Genomic DNA, 18955 nt, shown 5'->3' with positions numbered 1-18955 from the left:
ATTAATCAATTAAAAATACTATGAGTTTATTAAGAGTTTTATTAGCAATTTTTTTTCCACCCTTGTCCGTTATCGGTTATGGATGTGGATCAATTATAATTGTTTTTTTACTAACTTTATGTGGTTGGGTTCCGGGAATTATTGGAGCTTTAGTGATTTTAAATAACACTAAATAAAAAAGTGACTTTTATATTAGTTCTGTGTCTAATTAATTAAATAACAAACTAATAAAGACATGATTTATATTTTATCTACACTACTTATTGTTTTCACCTTTAGTTATATGTTTAATATACAAACTAAGAAAACTAGTAAAGTTTATTGTAAAGTAAAGAAGAGAAAATAGAATATTCTATTAAGTATATTATTTGAAAAGAAAAAGCGCTCAATGAGCGCTTTTTTTATTCTAAAATTTCTTCAATAATTTTTCCTGTTGAACCATTTGGAAATTCAATTTGAAGTAAATTGGATAATGTCGGAGCTATATCGATAATTTCATATTTCTTTTTAGAAGATCCTTTTTTAATTCCATTACCATAAAAAATCATTGGAATATGAGTGTCGTAAGAATACCCAGAACCGTGAGATGTTCCACCATCTTTGTAATAAGTACTTAATGTTGATGGATCGGGAACTAATAAAACATCACCAGAAAACTTTTGATTATATCCGTTTTGTAACGAATTTAAAATTCCATGTGTAAAAGTTGTGGTTTGTAAAGTTCTTGCGGTTACCGATTTATAAATGTTTTTATAGTTAATTACTTCATCAGCTATTTTTTGAGCTACTGTATTTGCATCGAGCTTTAACGAAGCTATTTTTTCTTTGTCTAAGAATATTTGAAAATTAGAAATATTTTCAACTAGTGTGTCAGATTTAAAATGTTTTAAAGTGATGTTATTCACGTAGTCTTTAAATTTTTTATAGCTAAAATAGTTCGCAGGAATTTTAACAGACTTTAAATACTTAGGAACTTGTACCGCTGCATGGTCCGCTGTTAAAAACAAAGTATAATTATCATTTCCAACTTCTTTGTCAAGGAAAGAAAAGAAGTCTGCTAAATCTTTATCTAAACACAAATAAGTGTCTTCGATTTCTTTAGATGCAACTCCAAATTGATGTCCAACATAATCTGTAGAAGAAAAACTAATAGCTAAAAAGTCAGTGTGTTTTCCTTTTCCTAAGTTTTCATTAATAATTGCAGCTTTCGCAAAATCGGCAGTAAAAGTATTTCCAGAAGGTATTGCTTTTAAAATGCTATAATCATTGTTTTTACTTCTTAAAGTAGGGATGTCGTGAGGGAAAACAGGCTTTTCTTGACCATCAAAAGTTTGTTCAAAAGGATTGTCATCTATTATGCTTTCTGTATAAGTGTTGATGTCATATAAAGTTTCCCAAGGTTTACTTAAATATTCGTCAGCTTTTCCATTTTTATTAAACTCTTGTACCCAACTAGGTAGTTCTTTCATGTAATAATTAGAGGTAATCCATTCTCCTTTAGCTCCACCGTCAAACCAATAAGCGGCATTAGCAGTATGACCTGCGGGTAAAATTGCAGAACGATCTTTAATTGCTATTCCAATTGTTTTTCCATTCATATTTTGGGCTAGTCGCAATTGATCAGTAACGGTTGTTGTAAGCATTCTGTAAGGTGATTTTTTTCCTCCGTCACCATCATTTCCAACTGTTTTGTAGTTGTTGTCGTCTACGCAATAAATAGATTCTTTTAGATACTTATCATACCAATGATTACTTATTATCCCATGATTTGTAGGTGTAGTTCCTGTATAAATTGAAGTGTGACCAACTGCAGTATAGGTTGGTATATAATTATAATGAGCATTTTCTAATGAAAAACCATTGTTTAATAAACGTTTAAAACCTTCATCACCATATTTGCTAGCGAATCTAGTTAAGTAATCATATCGCATTTGATCAATAACTACACCTACAACTAGTTTTGGTTTTTGAGTATTCTTTTTTTTATTAGTAATACAGCTTGTTAAACAAATAATAACAACTAAAAATGCTATTTTTCTCATTGTAAATATTAAAAATTATAAATTCAAAGGTAAGTAAATACATACTAAAACATGTAAATAAAGTGAAGAGTTAATGGTTTTTTAATACATTAGCAAAAAGAAAAAAATAGATAAGTTTAATGAACTACGTTGAGCATATTGGTAAGTATTTCGTAATGCTAAAACAGGTTTTTACAAAACCTCAAAGAGCACGTGTTTTTCGCGAAGCTTTGTTTAGAGAAATAGATGAGTTAGGGCTTAAGTCTTTGGGAATTATAGCTTTTATTTCGTTTTTTATTGGTGGAGTAATTGCTTTACAAACAGCCTTAAATTTAGAGAGTCCGTTTATACCTAAGTCGTTGATTGGTTTCGCAGCAAAGCGATCAATAATATTAGAATTTGCACCTACATTCTGTTCTATTATTTTAGCAGGGAAAGTAGGATCTTATATAACTTCAAGTATAGGTACTATGCGTGTTACTGAACAGATTGATGCTTTAGAGGTTATGGGAATTAATTCATTAAATTATTTGGTATTGCCAAAAATAATAGCAACTGTTTTCTTTTATCCATTCCTAGTTGTTTTAGGAATGTTTTTAGGGATTTTTGGTGGATGGGTAGCAGGTGTACTTTCCGGATTGTTTTCAGGAATAGATTTTATTACTGGTGTACAAATGGATTTTGATCCTTTTTTATTGACATATGCAATTATTAAAACCTTAGTTTTTGCTTTTTTAATTGCAACAGTTCCATCATATCATGGCTATTATGTAAAAGGTGGTTCGTTAGAAGTTGGTAAGGCAAGTACACAATCGGTTGTTTGGACAATTGTTGTAATTGTTATCGCAAATTATTTCTTAACTCAAATGTTATTAACCTAATGATAGAAGTAAATAATTTACATAAAGGATTTAGTGGGGTTGAAATTTTAAAAGGAATTACAACTTCTTTTCAACCTGGAGAAACAAGTTTAATTATCGGACAAAGTGGTTCAGGAAAAACAGTTTTTTTAAAATCGTTAATTGGTTTGCATGCACCTGAGAAAGGATCAATAATATACGATGGGAGAGTTAATACAGAAATGACTATTGAAGATAAAAGACACTTTCGTCAAGAACTAGGTATGGTTTTTCAAGGAAGTGCCTTATTTGATTCTTTAACAGTTGAAGAAAACGTAATGTTTCCTTTAAAAATGTTTACCAAGCAACCAGTTGATGAAATGCTAGATAGAGTAAACTTTGTTTTAAAAAGAGTGAATCTAGAAAATTCAAACAAAAAATTTCCAGCAGAATTATCTGGAGGAATGCAAAAACGTGTGGCTATTGCTCGTGCAATAGTTATGAATCCGAAGTATTTATTTTGTGATGAGCCAAATTCAGGATTAGATCCACAAACATCTATTGTCATAGATAATTTAATCCAAGAAATTACTGACGAATATAAAATTACAACGGTTATTAATACGCATGATATGAACTCTGTTATGGAGATAGGAGATAAGATTGTTTTTTTAAAAAACGGAGTAAAAGCATGGGAAGGATCACATAAGGAAATCTTTAAAACAGATAATGAAGCAGTGGTGAATTTCGTGTATTCATCAAATTTATTTAAAAAAGTTAGGCAAGCTTACTTAAATGATGTTTAGGTAAGTTGTTGTGTATTAGTAGGTATAAAAAAAAGCTTTATTTTTTTTAAAATTAATTGAAAAAAAAGTTTGTCAAAACGAAAATAGCTTCTATATTTGCACCCGCTAACGCGAAAAAAACAATGACCGGGTAGCTCAGTTGGTAGAGCATCTCCCTTTTAAGGAGAGGGTCCTGGGTTCGAGCCCCAGCCCGGTCACTAGTTTTGAAAGCTTCTCGAGTTAGAGAAGCTTTTTTAAGCTCTGGGGAGATTCCAGAGCGGCCAAATGGGACGGACTGTAACTCCGTTGTCTTACGACTTCGCAGGTTCGAATCCTGCTCTCCCCACGAAACCTCAATCAATAAGATTGAGGTTTTTTTGTAGTGATAATATTTCTGTTTAATGTATTTTGATTTTCGTTAAACAAAATGTGTTATCTTTACATGGATTAAAAATATAACTATGAATAAGTTTACTTTTTTTATCATTTTACTTCAGTCGTTTTTGGTTATCGGTCAAAATGAAGGTTCTATTTCGGGTAAAGTTATTGATGCTAAAACAAGAAATACAATACCATTTGTAAATGTTTTGGTTTACGGTACTACTATTGGGGTGGCTTCAAAGGAAGATGGTACATTTAAAATAAATAATATTCCTTTAGGATATAATAAGCTAAAGGTTTCTTTTATTGGTTTTGAAACTATAGTTACTGAGGAGTATTTGGTAACTAAAGATAATACGCCGTTTGTAGTTATTGAATTAAAAGAGAATTCTACTCAACTAAAAGAGGTAGAAGTAAAATCAAGTTTGTTTAAAAAGTCTATTGAAAGTCCTTTGTCTTTGCAGTCATTAGGTATTGCTGAAATTGAGAAGAATCCAGGAGGAAATAGAGATGTTTTAAAGGTTATTCAATCGTTTCCTGGAGTAGCATCAAACCCAGGATTTAGAAATGATATAATTATTAGAGGAGGTGCTACATCAGAAAATAAATTTTATGTTGATGGTATAGAAGTGCCAGTAATTAATCACTTTCAAACACAAGGTGCTACAGGAGGACCAGTAGGAATTATGAATACAGATTTAATTCGTAAAGTTGATTTTTATTCAAGTGCTTTTCCCGCAAATAGAGGAAACACATTAAGTTCTGTAATAGAGTTTACACAAAAGAGAGGTAATCCTAATTCATTAAATACTAGAGCAACTTTAGGTACTTCGGATGCTGGGATAACTTTAGATGGACCTTTAGGTGATAAAACAACTTTTATGTTGTCTGTTCGTCAGTCGTATTTACAATTACTGTTTAAGTTAATTAAGCTTCCTTTTTTGCCTACATACAACGATTTACAATTAAATATTAAATCACAATTAACTAAAAATAGTGAGTTGTCTATAATTGCATTAGGAGCTATTGATGATTTTAAATTAAATGAATCGGTTAATGATGGGGAAACAGATGAAGAAACCTTAAAAAGAAATAAAGTAGTTTTAAATACAGTTCCAGTTAATAGTCAATGGAATTATACAATTGGTGCTAGTTATAAGTATTTTGGAGAAAGCGCTACACATTTGTTCGTAGTAAGTAGAAATGAACTAAAAAATGAAGCTGTAAAATATTTTATGAATGATGAGACTCCTAATAACTTATTGTTAGATTACGATTCTAAAGAAACAGAAACCAAGTTCAGGTATGAAAATGATTTTACTACTAATAGTAATTATAAAATCAATTTAGGAGTTAATCTTGAAACTGCAACATATTTAAACAATACTTATCGTAAGGTTGCAAATACTCAAGGAGTTTTTGAAGATAATTTTAATTCTGAAATAGATTTTTTGAAGTATGGTTTCTTTGGTCAAACTTCAAAACAATTTTTTAATAATAAGTTAGGAATTTCTTTAGGAATTAGGTTAGATGGTGTGGATTATAATAAAGAAATGAAAAATGTATTTAATCAGTTTTCTCCAAGATTATCTCTTAGTTACAGTTTAAATGATAAATGGTCATTAAATTCATCAATAGGACGCTATCATCAGTTACCATCTTATACAGTGCTAGGTTATAAAAATAACTTAAATGAATTTGTAAATAAAAAAGGGTTAAAATATATACAGTCAGATCATATTGTTAGCGGTTTAATGTATAAACCTAATTCAAGTTCAAAAATTACTTTCGAAGGATTTTATAAGCTCTATAAAAATTATCCTTTTTCAGTTCGAGATCAGATTAGTTTAGCAAATTTTGGGGCAGACTTTGATGTTGTTGGTAACGAAGAAGTTGTCTCTAATTCAAAAGGTAGAGCTTATGGGTTTGAGTTTTTAGCCCAAAAAAAGTCTTATGATGGCTTGTATGGAATCGCTACATATACATTTGTTAGAAGTGAATTTAAGAATGCTTTAGGAGAGTTTATTCCTTCAACTTGGGATAACCGTCATTTATTAACGATCACAGCAGGAAAGAAGTTGAAGCGAAATTGGGAAGTAGGCTCTAAGTTTAGATTAGTAGGAGGTAGACCATATACGCCTTATAATTATCAAGAATCTTCTTTAAAATCGAATTATGATGTAAAAAACGGAGGGGTTTTAGATTATTCAAACCTAAATGGAGAAAGGTTTGCTACTTATACTCAATTAGATTTTAGAGTAGATAAAACATGGTATTTAAAAAAGGCAGCAATTAACTTGTATATTGATATTCAAAATTTATATGCGAGTAGTTCTAAACAGCAGCCATTTTTACTTCCTATTGAAGATGAAAATGGTAGAGTGTCAGATCCAAATGATAATACGAGGTATTTATTAGAAGAAGTAGAAAGTACCACGGGTAGAGTTTTACCAAGAATAGGAGTAATAGTTGATTTCTAATCTTACTATAAAAACTGTAAATTGCTCAAAAATAAAATTCAACTTCATGAAAAAAATATTGATTGCAGCATTTAGCTTTTTTACAATTAGTTCTATTACTGCTCAAGAGTATAAGTTTACTACAATAAATGATATCGAAAATACCCAAGTAAAGAGTCAGGGAAGAACTGGTACATGTTGGAGTTTTTCTACAACTTCTTTTTTAGAATCTGAAATTATTCGTTTAACGGGTAAAAACATCGATTTATCTGAAATGTATACAGTGCGAAACACTTATTCAGATAAGGCTAGTAATTATTTATACCGTCAAGGAAAAGCGCAATTTAGCGAAGGTGGATTAGGGCATGATGTAATTAATTCTGTAGCTAAATATGGATTGGTTCCTGAGCAAGTTTTTACAGGTTTAGATTTAGAACAAGATAAGCATAATCATGCCGAGGTAGTAGCTATATTAAAATCGATGTTAGATGCTTACATTAAAAATCCAGCTAAAGAATTAAGTCCGAAGTGGAAAAAAGCCACTGAGGGGGTTTTAGATGTGTATTTAGGAGATAAAAAAGATAAGTTTGTTTTTGAAGGAAAAGAATACACACCAAAGAGTTTTGCTGAATTTGTAAAAATTGAGCCGTCAAATTATGTGACGTTGACTTCTTTTGAACACGCAAAAAAATATGATAAGTTTATTTTAAATATTCCAGATAATTTTTCAAATGGAGCTTTTTATAACGTATCATTAGACGAATTAGTAGAAGTAACTGAAGATGCAGTTAAAAAAGGGTTTACTGTTGAATTGGATTGTGATGTTTCTGAAAAAACATTTTCTTCAAAAAATGGAGTTGCTATTATACCAGCAATTAGTTCTGAAAGTAAAAAAGGGTTAAAAGAAATTGTAAAAGAAAAGAAAATTACTCCTAGTTTTCGTCAAGCAGAATTTGAAAATTTTAATACTACCGATGATCATTTAATGCATATTGTTGGTATGGTAAAAGATCAAAAAGGAAACAAGTATTTTAAAGTAAAAAACTCTTGGGGAACGAATCAAGGAAATAACGGATATGTATATATGTCAATTCCTTATTTTAAATTAAAAACAATTTCTGTTTTGGTTCATAAAGATGCTGTTTCTAAAGATTTACAAGAGAAATTAAATATAAAATAGTTGTATAATAATTATAGTTTAAATTAAAACTCGAAGATATTTCTTCGAGTTTTTTGTTTAGGCGTTTAAAAGTGGAATTTTGTATCTTTCCGCTAACAAAAAGTCAAAAAAATATGGAAGAAAATAATCAAGAAGAAAAAGTAGAGCAATCAAAACAAGCAGTTCAAGAAGATGCAAAAGGTTTGTGGGAGAGTTCAACAAAATTCCTGAAAGAGTTATTAGATTTTCGTCACGATACCGATCAAGAAGCTACGATTGAAGCGATAAAAAATGATATTCCGTTTAAAGGAGCTACCGCTTGGATTTTGATTTGCTCAATATTTGTAGCATCTATTGGACTGAATGCAAACTCAACAGCAGTAGTAATTGGAGCCATGTTAATTTCACCATTAATGGGACCAATTTTGGGTATCGGTATGTCGATTGCTATTAACGATATTGATACATTACGAAAGTCAATGATCAACTTAGCTACGATGATAGTGTTAAGTTTGTTAACCGCATTTTTATTCTTCTTTTTGTTTCCTTTAAAAGAAGAAACTTCAGAACTTTTAGGAAGGGTAAGACCAGATATTAGAGATGTGTTAATAGCATTCTTTGGAGGATTAGCCTTAATTATTGCTAGAACAAAAAAAGGAACAATAGCCTCAGTAATTTTTGGTGTTGCAATTGCAACTGCTTTAATGCCGCCTCTTTGTACAGCAGGTTATGGTTTGGCAATTGGTAATTTCGATTACTTTTTAGGAGCCATGTATTTGTTTACTATTAATACTATTTTTATTGCTTTAGCAACATTTTTAGTATTAAAGTTATTAGGGTTCACGATGATAAGATATGTGAATTCGGTTAAGAGAAAAAGAATTGCTCAGTTAGCTTCTTTTGTGGCAGTTTTAGTGATGATTCCAGCAATATATATATTTATAGGGGTATATCAAGAAAGTGTGGTTAAAGCGAGTTATGCTAAGTTTTTGAAGGATGAAATAGAGTCTAATAAAGATTTATGGTTACAACGACAAAAAATTCACACAGACACCAAAAAAATCAACTTATTTTTCAATGGTGATGTTTCTGATGCTACTGAAACTTTTTTAAGAAATGAATTAAAATCCTATCCACGAATAGATTCATATCAATTAGTAATTAATGAAAATAAAGCACGAAGTGTTGATAGGGTAGTTGATGCTTACGATAGAGCTATTGCTGATTTAGATCAAAAAGATAATATCATTAAAGGACTTCATAAAGAAATAGAAGATTTAAGAAGTACAATAACATCTTTGAATAAACGAGTGGAGCAAGAGGCTTTAAATAGAGATAAAAACGCCATACCTTTTAGCTCTATTGCTAAAGATGCTAAAATTAGATTTAATGATATTAAATCGATTAGTTTTTCAAACATTTTAACTTCAAAAGATTTTATTAAAATTGATACCATTCCAGAATTATCAGTAAAATGGAATGATAAAATTAAAGATTCAATTATTATAAAAAATGAAAAAGAATTAAGAGTTTGGGCTCAAAAAGAATTAGGCTTAGATACTTTATTTGTTCAGCGTATTAAGTAATTGTATTAAAGAAATATACTTTATTAAAACCTCGATAGAACTTACTATCGAGGTTTTATTTTTATATATGAAGTTAAATTTAAAGAGTATTTACTTATGGTAAAGACGTGTTTTTTAAATACCCATTTCAATCAATTATTGATCAACATTAACTGTTATAATTTAATAAGAGCATTGTGTGTTGGGGATTTCGTTAAGTAAGTATAATGATATAAAAAAAACCGAGCTAATTAGCTCGGTTTTCGTTTTGATTTACTTTGTTAGAAGTAATATAGTAGTGTTAGAATTACTTTTGGTTAATAACTCTAAATGTAGTTCTACGGTTTGCAGCATGCTCACGCTCTGTACAAGAAACACCGTCAGCACATCTGTTAGTTAATCTGTTTTCACCAAAACCGTTAGCAGTTAACTGACTTGGATTAATTCCTTTAGAAATTAAGTAGTTTACCACTGATTGTGCTCTCCTTTCAGATAAAGATTGGTTACTATCTTTAGAGCCTCTTGAATCTGTATGAGATTCAATAGCTACTGCAACACCATCTTTTAAGATTGGTAATAATCTTGAATCAATTAAACGTTTAGCACCAGATGTTAAAGTTGCACTACCTAAGTTCCAGTTAATTGGTAATGGAGTGTTCACAACTAATTCACATTCTACTTCTTTCCATGAAGTTAAACCTCCTTTAGATACTAATACCTCTTTAGTAATAGTTTTGTATTTAGCAGCCACAGGAATTTCTTCTTTCCAAGCATCTTTCACTAAAACAGTTTTCGTTAAAGTTTTATATACAGGATCTCCTTTAATTTCTCTTGTTGTAGGAGGTGCAGTCATTACAGTTTTTGTCATCGTAGAAGTTACTTCTGGAATAGCAATAACTTTAGTAGTGTTAACCGCAGGAATATCTCTTTTAACAGTAGTTGTAACTTCTGGTATTGCAATTGTTCTGGTTGTTGGAGGAGTTGTCATAACTCTCTTCTTAATAACTTTAGTTATTGCAGGTACATCAATTACTCTAGTTGTAGGTGGAGTAACCATTACTGTTTTTTTAACAATTTTAGTTACTTCAGGAATTTCAACAACTCTTGTCGTTTCTGGAGTGATAACTGTTCTTTTAACAGTAGTTGTAACTTCTGGTATTGCAATTGTTCTAGTTGTGGGAGGAGTTGTCATAACTCTCTTCTTAATAATTTTAGTTATTGCTGGAATATCTATAGTTCTTGTAGTAGGAGGAGTTGTCATAACTCTTTTCTTAATAACCTTAGTTACTTCTGGAATATCAATAACTCTTGTTGTAGGAGGAGTTTTTAAAACTCTTTTAGTATACGTAGCCATACCACATTTAGTAGGCGAAGTACTTTCGTTACATGTTGGATTAGAAACTGTACTCGCATCTCTATCTAAAATTGTTTTATTAACAGTTTGAAACTGAGCTGGAACTTCTTTAAAACACCAGTAGCGACAATCGTTAGGATCAGAAGACTCACAATCAGGAGCTTTTTCGCTCATTTGCCATCTTGCAGATTTTGCTTTCACCTCGATAGTTTCACTATCGTTGCTAAATGCAGCAGGAATGATGCTTAGTTTAGAACCATAATCTCTCTTTTTGTAAGAAATAGTTTCTGTAGCATATGTTGCAGGTACAACTTCTAAACGTTGAGATGCTTCTTTAACCATAACAGTTACATCACGCATTTCGTATTTTGCTGGTACTACTTCGATACGTTGTCCTGCTTCTTTAACAGTCACAACAACATCTCTCATTTCGTATTTAGCAGGTACAACCTCTAAACGTTGAGATGCTTCTTTAGTAACCACAACTTCATCAACAGTACTTGTTTTAGCAGGTACTTTAACTAAACGTTGCGAAGCTTCTCTTGTTACAACAACAACATCTCTAGTTTCGTATTTTGCTGGAACAATTTCTAAACGTTGAGTTGCTTCTTTTACAGTTACAACAACATCACGCATTTCATATTTAGCAGGGATAACCTCTAATTTTTGTGCAGCTTCTTTAGTTACAACAGTTTCATTTGCAGAAGAAGGTCTTCCTAAGGCTTTTTCGATACGTTGTGCTGCTTCTTTCGTAACAACAGAATAAGTTTCTTTTCCGTACTTAGCAGGTACAATAACTAATTTTTGACTCCCTTCGTCAACTAAAACACGTTCAGTTACGGTTTTGTATTCAGCAGGATGTGTTACAATTCTTTTGTATGCTGGAGCTACCTCGATAGTTACATCTTCGTTTTTCCAAACTTCTGGAGTTTTACAACGAACATAACATTTTCCTGGTTCAGCATTGGTAGGTAAATCTTGTGCAGATCCGGAAAAACCAATAGCAAAAAGTACCCCCGTTAATAGTAATTTTTTCATAATAAATAATAATTTGTTTGTGATTATTTAGCTTTATAATATGACACACAAGGGGGAGTGAAAGTCACATCTAAACAAATATATGAAAAAAAAACGAATGTTAAAGAGTTGTTAAATTGAGTTATAATTTATTGAGATATAAGCTTTTAATTATCCCGTCAGACAAGCCAATTTTAGGGACAAATATTTTTCTAGCACCACTCCATTTCATAGCCGAAAGATAGATTTTTGTTGCAGGAACAATAACATCTGCTCTATCTGGGTTTAAACTTAATTCAGAAATTCGCTCTTTATAACTCATCTTTTTCAAGAATTGATACTGCGCATTTAAATAGATATATGATATTGGTTTTCCAGCATCTCTACCAGACATTTTAAAAAGTTTATTAATGTTACCACCAGAACCAATTAAAGAAATACGTTTGTAGTTTTTAGTATTTTCTTGAATCCATTCTTGTACTTTTTTAAAGATAGCCTTGTTTTCAGATTTCTTATTGTTAATTAAACGAACAGTACCAATCTTAAAAGATTTTGAGTTGATAATTCTTCCTTGAGAGAATAGGGTAAATTCAGTACTGCCACCACCAACATCAACATATAAATAGGTCGCGTCAGATTCTATTAATTGATTTAAATCTGTAGATGATATAATTGCGGCTTCTTTTTTACCATCTATAATATCAATTTCTATTTGAGTCTTTTTTAAAATAGTATTAGCAACGTCAATTCCGTTTTCTGCTTCTCTCATTGCTGAGGTAGCACAAGCTTTATATTTTTCTACACCATGAACTTTCATTATTAATTTGAAAGCTTCCATGGCGTCAATCATTCTGTTAATATTTTCTTCAGAAATAGTTCCACTAACAAAAGCATCGGCTCCTAAACGGATAGGAACACGAACCAAAGATGATTTTTTAAACTGTGGTTCTTTGTTTTTTTCTTCTATAACGTTGGCTACTAATAATCGTACAGCATTAGATCCTATATCAATAGCGCCATATTTTTTAATTTTCAAAATATATAGATTTATCTATGATTTTTTGGGAATTCTACTAAAGTGGTAATTCCTTTTTTAATGTTTTTCCAATGTTTGTCTTTAAACTGAATTCCAATAACTCCACAAGTACTTACGTGGGCTATTGGCTTACTTCCAAACTTATTTACAAAGCTATTAATACCATGATCGTGACTAAAAATAATGGCACTGTCAAAACTATCGTCTAGCGCTTTTACTGTTTTTACTAAATAGCCATCGCTAAAGCTATATAGTTGGCGCTTTATTTGCAAGTTAGATAATGGATAGCTAAAGTTTTCGCAAAAAATAACGGCAGTATGCAAGGCTCTATTTGCACTACTAGAAATAAAAACATCTGGTCTTTTTATTTCTTTAGCTAAATATTTAGATAATAAATGCGCATCATTAATACCACGCTCTTTTAAAGGTCTGTCAATATCTGCAACGCTATCATATTTCCATGATGATTTTGCGTGACGAACGATATAAAGTGTTTTCATTTTAATTTTATAGCTATGTAAATATAAAAATTAAGGAGCTAATCGGTTAATTTTCCAAGAAAAATCTTCTTGTAAAGTATATCTAATGCGATCGTGCATTCTATTTGGGCGCCCTTGCCAAAACTCAATAGATACAGGTTTTACAATAAAACCTCCCCAGTGTGGTGGACGTGTAATTTCTTTTCCTTTGAATTGGTTTTCAAAGTTTTTTAACTGATTGTCAAGTTCTTCACGAGAGGCAACAACCTCACTTTGGTTAGAAGCCCAAGCACCTAATTTACTACCGTTTGGTCTAGATTCAAAATAACCATCTGATAAGTTTTCTGGGAGTTTTTCAGCTTTACCTTTTATGATTATTTGTTGTTCTAAACCAGCCCAAAAAAAAGACAAACAAACATGGTTGTTAGCTTGGATAGCTTTTCCTTTTTCAGAATTGTAATTGGTGTAAAAAATAAAACCTTCCCAAGTATATTTTTTTAGTAATACCACTCTACTTTTTGGGAATCCATCAATACCTATAGAAGCAATTGTCATCGCATTTGCTTCATCTACCATTTCAGATTCATCTGCAACAAAAAACCAATCTCTAAAAAGTTCCATCGGATTTTCAGGGCAATTACTTTTTAGTAATTCTTGTTTTTCGTATGATTTTCTGTAATCGCTTAAATCGTGTGCCATTGTGCGTTTTTATACTATGTAAAAATACAATTTTTAAATATTTAACGCTGCTAATTTAGCAAGAATTGTAGAGTGCAAAAGTGTATTGTTAATTAGTTTTACCTAAGCTACGGTTCATCACTTAAATTTTACAACTCGGTATTTCTTTTTATAAAAAGAAGAGTTCGAGTTGCACTTTTGTATCGTAAATAAACAATAACGATATAATCAACTATATAATGAGAGCAACGATATTTTTACTATTTGTGTTTTTACAATTGTCAGGGTTTTCGCAATCAATAATTCATGGAATTGTAACTGATAAAAAAGGAGTACCTATAGAAGGCGCAAATGTATATTTAGATGGGACTTACGATGGAGGTTCGTCGAATGAAAAAGGAAAGTTTACTTTTAAAACTTCTGAAAAAGGAGCCCAAACTTTAATAGTTTCTTTTATTTCTTTCGAAACATTTTCTTTAACTGCTGATGTTTTAAAAATGGAAAAACTGACTGTTAAATTGCGTGAAGATGTTAATACCTTAGATGCTGTAACTATTAATGCAGGAACTTTTGAGGCAGGAGACAATGCGAAAGTAACTGCTTTAAAACCTTTAGATGTGGTTACAACAGCTAGTGCTTTGGGTGATTTTGTTGGTGCATTACAAACTTTACCAGGAACATCAACTGTAGATGAAGACGGACGATTATTTGTTCGTGGAGGAGAGGCAGAAGAAACACAAATGTTTGTAGATGGAATTCGTGTGTTTACACCTTATGCTCCATCTGCAAGAAATATTCCCACTCGTGGACGTTTTTCACCTTTTTTGTTTAAAGGAATTACATTTTCAACAGGAGGTTATTCGGCAGAATACGGGCAAGCACTATCAAGTGTTTTACTATTAAATACTACCGATGAAGCTTTAGAAGAAAAAACAGATTTGTCTTTTATGACTGTTGGTTTGGGTGTTGGTAATACCCAGGTTTTTGGAAAGAATTCATTAAGTGTAAATGCTTCGTATATCAATTTGAAACCTTATCAAGAATTATTTCCAGATAGAAATAAATGGAACAAGCCTGTGCAGGCTTTAAGTGGAGAAGCGGTATATAGATTTAAGTTTAAAAATGAATCATTATTAAAAGTGTACGGAGCATTTAGTTACACTGATTTTGATTTGGTTCAGGAAGATATAAATTATACTGAAGGATTTCGTTTTGGGTTAACAAATAGAAACTTATATTTTAATACATCATATAAAAATAGTTTTGGTGATGGATGGAAAATTGCAACAGGGGTAAGTTTTACAAACGATTATTCTGATATGAATGTTCTTGATGATAAAATTATTGATGAAGAAAATTCAGCTCATTTTAAAGTAGCACTAAAAAAAGGCTTTTCTAATCGATTTAAATTAAACTTTGGAGCGGAGTATTTTGTTACCGATTTTAAAGAAAATTATAAAGGAGCTATAAACGGTAATTTCAATTACGGATTTGATAATAACATTTTCGGAAGTTATGTAGAGGCAGATATTTTCTTTTCTAAAAAGTTAGCCTCTAAAATTGGAATACGAGGCGAGTATTCAGAGTTATTGAATGAATTTACTGTTTCCCCAAGAGCATCACTTGCGTATAAATCGGGAGATAATTCTCAGTTTTCATTGGCTTACGGTCGTTTTTATCAAAATCCGAAGAATGAATATTTAAAGTTTAATACAGATTTTTCAGCAGAAAATACATCTCATTTTATTGCGAATTATCAATATGTAAAAAACAAACAGATTCTTAGGGTAGAAGGGTATTATAAAAAATATCAAGATTTAGTAAAGTATGATACGCAGTTTAGTTTGCCTACTTCAAACTATTCTAATTTAGGAGAAGGGTATGCAAAAGGAATTGATGTGTTTTGGAGAGATAACAAGAGTATAAAGAACTTAGATTATTGGATTTCATATTCACTTTTAGATACAGAAAGAGATTATAAAAACTATCCAACAAAAGCCACTCCTGGTTTTGCATCTACGCATAATTTATCCGTGGTAGGTAAACGTTGGATTAAAGATTGGAAAAGTCAAGTTGGGTTTAGTTACAATTTTGCTTCAGGTAGAAATTATACCAATCCAAACGAAGTAGGGTTTTTAAATAATAAAACTAAAAATTACAATTCGGTAAGTCTTAATTGGGCGTATTTAGTCAGCCAACAAAAGATTTTGTATTTCTCAGTAAATAACGTGTTGGGAACTCAAAATGTATTTGGATACAATTATAAAAACACTCCAGATGTTAACGGAACTTTTCAAAGACAAGCGATAATACCAAATGCAGATAGGTTCTTTTTTGTAGGATTTTTTTGGACAATTAGCGACAACAAAAAAGATAATCAATTAGATAATTTATAAGAAATACAATTCAGTAATAAAAATCAACAACTCAGAGATAATACTTTTTAAATTTCTTATTCAATTTGCAAATTTGAAGTATAAAACAAAAACATTATGAAAAATATAAAAACCTTAATTATACTTATAACTATAGTTGCCTGTCAATTTGTAAATGCACAATTTGAAGAGAAATTTTACTTTCCAAAAAAAGAATGGAGAGAAGTTAAAATACCATATTCAGAAGACTTTATTTCAGTTGAAGAAGATACCATTCATACTGCTTTTTTTCAACCAAAAGTAACTCCTAAAGCAAGCGTTCTATTTTTTCATGGAGCTGGAGGTAATATTTCAACATATATGTATATGATTGAACCTTTAGTAGAAAATGGTTATCAAGTGTATGCGGTAGATTTTAGAGGATATGGTAAATCTACAGGAAACCCGACTCACATAAATATAAAGAGTGATGTAGAGGTTATATATGCAAAAATGAAAAAGAATGAAGTAATAAAAAATACTAAGCTAATTGTAATGGGAGCTTCTTTGGGTTGTCAGATTGCAACTTATTTTACTAAAAACCATCAAGATGAAGTTAGTGCGTTGATTTTAGATGGTGGGTTTGCTTCATTTGCCGATGTAGCAAAGATATACGCACCTAAAGAAGCCCATATGTTTATAGAGGGAGCTTTAGGTAAAATGTACCCATCAAAAAATGAAATAAAAGGGATAGAGGATATGCCAAAATTGATTATCCATGGAAAAGTAGATAAATCAATTCCAATGAGTCAATCAGAGGTTGTGTTTAAAAATGCAAAAGAACCAAAAGCATTTTTTGTTTCTGAAAAAGGTCATTTAGAAGCATTAAAATTAGAAACAGAAAAAGTGTTTAAAGAGATTGATAAATTATTAACAACTCAGCAATAAAAAACAACAACTCGGTTTTGTTTTTTATTTATAAATCAATAGAACCGAGATATTTGTACCATCAAAAAACAAGAACTATGCAACGAATTATTTTAATCGGAATGCTTTTTTTAAGCGGAATTTTAACTTCTTTTTCACAAGAAAATCACACAATAACGATAGATTTTAAAGGAATGAAATCAGACAAAGGAGACATATATGTAGCTCTTTATAATAAAGCTGATGATTTTTTAAAGAAACCATTAAAAGGAGTTGTCGTGAAAGTAGTTAATAAAAAAGCTACGGTAACTTTAAAAGATATTTTAACAGGAATTTATGCAGTTTCTGCATTTCATGATGTAAATGATAATAAGAAAATGGATACTAACTTTTTTGGAATACCTAAAGAGCCAACAGGAATGTCTAATGAAGCAAAAGCTTTTATGGGACCGCCTAAATATGAAGACGCAAAATTTAAAGTAGACAAAAACACAACAATATCAATTAATATAAAATAAACTCAAAATGAAAAAAATAATCACATTAATAGCATTGGTAATTGCTGTAACAGTATCGGCACAATCTCAGTATGAAAAAGGAATGAATAAAGCTTTTGATTTATGGGAACAAAACAAAACTAAAGAAGCAGGTCAGTTATTTGAGCGAATTTCTAAAGCAGAAAAAGATAAATGGTTACCACCGTATTATGCTGCAACAATAGAAATTATAGGAAGTTTTGGTTTAAAAGATGAAGCAGTATTAAAAGCTAAATTAAATAAGGCTCAAGGTTTTTTAGATGCGGCTAAAACATTATCTCCAGACAACCCAGAGATTTTAACTAATCAAGCATTTTTAAATGTAGCCTATATGGTTTTTGATGGTCAAAAATATGGAATGACCATGTCTATGAAAAATAGTGCGCTATATGCTAAAGCTTTAAAGTTAGCTCCTAAAAACCCTAGAGTTATTATGAGTAAAGCGGAAGCAGATATGGGAGCTGCGCGTTTTTTTGGACAACCAATTACACCTTTTTGTAAAGATGTAAAAAAAGCAGTAGAATTCGCAAAAGAAGAAAAAATATCAGAAAAGTTTTATCCTAAGTTTATGTTTAAGCGAGCAGAACAAATCTTACAAAAATGTGAGAAATCTTAAAGCTTTTCTACTAGCTGAATTAATAAATTAAAAGAACCTTCATCGGTTACCCATTTACGATATTTTTTAAAGGGTAATTGTTGAAGGTTTTTTGTTGGATACAATTGATGAAAAATAGTTATCGCTGCTAAAAAACTACCAGTTTTAGAAGGATGAAAATTATCAAGGCTATACAGGTTTTCTTTTTCTTTATAAGTGTTATACTCTTTCCATACAGTACCAACAGGGAATAATATAGCGTTATTTTGTTTAGCCGCCAGCGTGTGATTTTCTATAACTTTATTAAAGGTATGATAATATCTTACAGATGGCCAAACTATATAATACCCCAATTTAATGTTGTATTTATTACAAAGCGCTTTCATTTTTGCACCATCTTCTAACAACATTTGTTTTCCTTGTTCTTGCGATGAAGGACCTTGTTGAATAATGATATAATCAAACGATTGTTTTTCTAATAGTTTTTGTAATACCCCTTGATTTAAATGATCTATGATTGCATAATTAGGAAAACACAGACTTTTAGTTTTTATACGAACTCCATTTTTCTTACCAATATATTCTAATATTTCAGGCATATTGTTAGTATAGGTTAAACTATTACCTACAAAAAGAATGTCTTGGGCTTGTAATGAAACTTGAATAAAGAGAAAGAATAGAACTAGTTTTTTCAAGGTTTAGTTTTTTAACGGTTTTGTATATGGTTTGTTGCGTGTTTCAAGCACCTAATTTAGCAAATACAAACCGAA

General features: G+C 30.7%; 16 protein-coding genes and 2 tRNA genes. 12 read left to right on the top strand and 6 right to left on the bottom strand.

Annotation, left to right across the window (positions count from 1 at the left end; translation table 11 throughout):
• The first annotated feature begins 20 nt into the window (after nucleotides 1-20).
• The gene (locus H3Z83_RS03280) at nucleotides 21-176 is read left to right on the top strand and encodes a YqaE/Pmp3 family membrane protein (protein ID WP_182124042.1); all 156 of its coding nucleotides are present in this window, start codon (nucleotides 21-23) and stop codon (nucleotides 174-176) included.
• A 225-nt stretch (nucleotides 177-401) separates the two neighbouring features.
• Here H3Z83_RS03280 and pafA read toward each other — a convergent pair whose 3' ends face one another.
• A complete protein-coding gene (pafA, locus tag H3Z83_RS03275; RefSeq protein ID WP_182124041.1) occupies nucleotides 402-2042 on the bottom strand; it encodes an alkaline phosphatase PafA in 1641 nt (546 codons plus the stop codon).
• A gap of 119 nt (nucleotides 2043-2161) precedes the next feature.
• Between pafA and H3Z83_RS03270 the strand changes: the two genes are divergently transcribed.
• The 7 genes from H3Z83_RS03270 to H3Z83_RS03240 all read left to right on the top strand — a co-directional run bounded on the left by H3Z83_RS03270 (nucleotide 2162) and on the right by H3Z83_RS03240 (nucleotide 9230).
• Nucleotides 2162-2902 carry an MlaE family ABC transporter permease gene (locus tag H3Z83_RS03270; RefSeq protein ID WP_182124040.1) on the top strand — a complete coding sequence of 247 codons (741 nt, stop codon included), beginning with the start codon at nucleotides 2162-2164 and terminating at the stop codon, nucleotides 2900-2902.
• Entirely contained in the window at nucleotides 2902-3666 is a 765-nt protein-coding gene (locus H3Z83_RS03265; RefSeq protein ID WP_182124039.1) for an ABC transporter ATP-binding protein, read from the top strand. Before H3Z83_RS03270 ends, H3Z83_RS03265 begins: the two co-directional genes overlap by 1 nt.
• Before the next feature lie 124 nt (nucleotides 3667-3790).
• A tRNA-Lys gene (locus H3Z83_RS03260) sits at nucleotides 3791-3863 on the top strand.
• Nucleotides 3864-3908: 45 nt separating this feature from the next.
• Nucleotides 3909-3991: transfer RNA gene (locus tag H3Z83_RS03255), tRNA-Tyr, on the top strand.
• 115 nt (nucleotides 3992-4106) lie between these two features.
• Entirely contained in the window at nucleotides 4107-6506 is a 2400-nt protein-coding gene (locus tag H3Z83_RS03250; RefSeq protein ID WP_182124038.1) for a TonB-dependent receptor, read from the top strand.
• A 46-nt stretch (nucleotides 6507-6552) separates the two neighbouring features.
• The gene (locus tag H3Z83_RS03245) at nucleotides 6553-7665 is read left to right on the top strand and encodes a C1 family peptidase (RefSeq protein ID WP_182124037.1); all 1113 of its coding nucleotides are present in this window, start codon (nucleotides 6553-6555) and stop codon (nucleotides 7663-7665) included.
• Nucleotides 7666-7778: 113 nt separating this feature from the next.
• On the top strand, nucleotides 7779-9230 hold the full coding sequence (locus tag H3Z83_RS03240; RefSeq protein ID WP_182124036.1) for a DUF389 domain-containing protein: 1452 nt from the start codon (nucleotides 7779-7781) through the stop codon (nucleotides 9228-9230).
• Nucleotides 9231-9516: 286 nt separating this feature from the next.
• On the opposite strand, the gene H3Z83_RS13000 is transcribed toward H3Z83_RS03240, so the two are convergent.
• From H3Z83_RS13000 to pdxH, 4 genes are all read right to left on the bottom strand, one after another.
• A complete protein-coding gene (locus H3Z83_RS13000; RefSeq protein ID WP_182124035.1) occupies nucleotides 9517-11601 on the bottom strand; it encodes an OmpA family protein in 2085 nt (694 codons plus the stop codon).
• Nucleotides 11602-11722: 121 nt separating this feature from the next.
• Complete coding sequence (locus tag H3Z83_RS03230; protein WP_182124376.1) at nucleotides 11723-12619, bottom strand: Ppx/GppA phosphatase family protein; 897 nt, start codon at nucleotides 12617-12619, stop codon at nucleotides 11723-11725.
• Between the two features lie 8 nt (nucleotides 12620-12627).
• Nucleotides 12628-13116 carry a SixA phosphatase family protein gene (locus H3Z83_RS03225; RefSeq protein WP_182124034.1) on the bottom strand — a complete coding sequence of 163 codons (489 nt, stop codon included), beginning with the start codon at nucleotides 13114-13116 and terminating at the stop codon, nucleotides 12628-12630.
• 30 nt (nucleotides 13117-13146) lie between these two features.
• Nucleotides 13147-13794 carry a pyridoxamine 5'-phosphate oxidase gene (gene pdxH, locus H3Z83_RS03220; protein WP_182124033.1) on the bottom strand — a complete coding sequence of 216 codons (648 nt, stop codon included), beginning with the start codon at nucleotides 13792-13794 and terminating at the stop codon, nucleotides 13147-13149.
• 218 nt (nucleotides 13795-14012) lie between these two features.
• Here pdxH and H3Z83_RS03215 point away from each other — a divergent pair, with 218 nt between their 5' ends.
• The 4 genes from H3Z83_RS03215 (at nucleotide 14013) to H3Z83_RS03200 (ending at nucleotide 18206) form a co-directional block, all read left to right on the top strand.
• Entirely contained in the window at nucleotides 14013-16169 is a 2157-nt protein-coding gene (locus H3Z83_RS03215) for a TonB-dependent receptor (protein ID WP_182124032.1), read from the top strand.
• Between the two features lie 96 nt (nucleotides 16170-16265).
• Complete coding sequence (locus H3Z83_RS03210; RefSeq protein ID WP_182124031.1) at nucleotides 16266-17075, top strand: alpha/beta hydrolase; 810 nt, start codon at nucleotides 16266-16268, stop codon at nucleotides 17073-17075.
• 77 nt (nucleotides 17076-17152) lie between these two features.
• Nucleotides 17153-17572, top strand: coding sequence for a DUF2141 domain-containing protein (locus H3Z83_RS03205; RefSeq protein WP_246337452.1), 420 nt, complete (start codon nucleotides 17153-17155; stop codon nucleotides 17570-17572).
• A 7-nt stretch (nucleotides 17573-17579) separates the two neighbouring features.
• The gene (locus H3Z83_RS03200) at nucleotides 17580-18206 is read left to right on the top strand and encodes a hypothetical protein (RefSeq protein ID WP_182124030.1); all 627 of its coding nucleotides are present in this window, start codon (nucleotides 17580-17582) and stop codon (nucleotides 18204-18206) included.
• Here H3Z83_RS03200 and H3Z83_RS03195 read toward each other — a convergent pair.
• Nucleotides 18203-18880 (bottom strand): SGNH/GDSL hydrolase family protein, encoded by a 678-nt coding sequence (locus H3Z83_RS03195; RefSeq protein ID WP_182124029.1) that lies wholly within the window; start codon nucleotides 18878-18880, stop codon nucleotides 18203-18205. The two genes, H3Z83_RS03200 and H3Z83_RS03195, sit on opposite strands and share 4 nt — an antisense overlap.
• Between the last annotated feature and the right edge of the window lie 75 nt (nucleotides 18881-18955).

It is taken from the genome of Tenacibaculum pelagium (assembly GCF_014062345.1).
Classification (GTDB): Bacteria; Bacteroidota; Bacteroidia; order Flavobacteriales; family Flavobacteriaceae; genus Polaribacter; species Polaribacter pelagius.
This window is presented reverse-complemented; position numbering and strand designations above follow the sequence as displayed.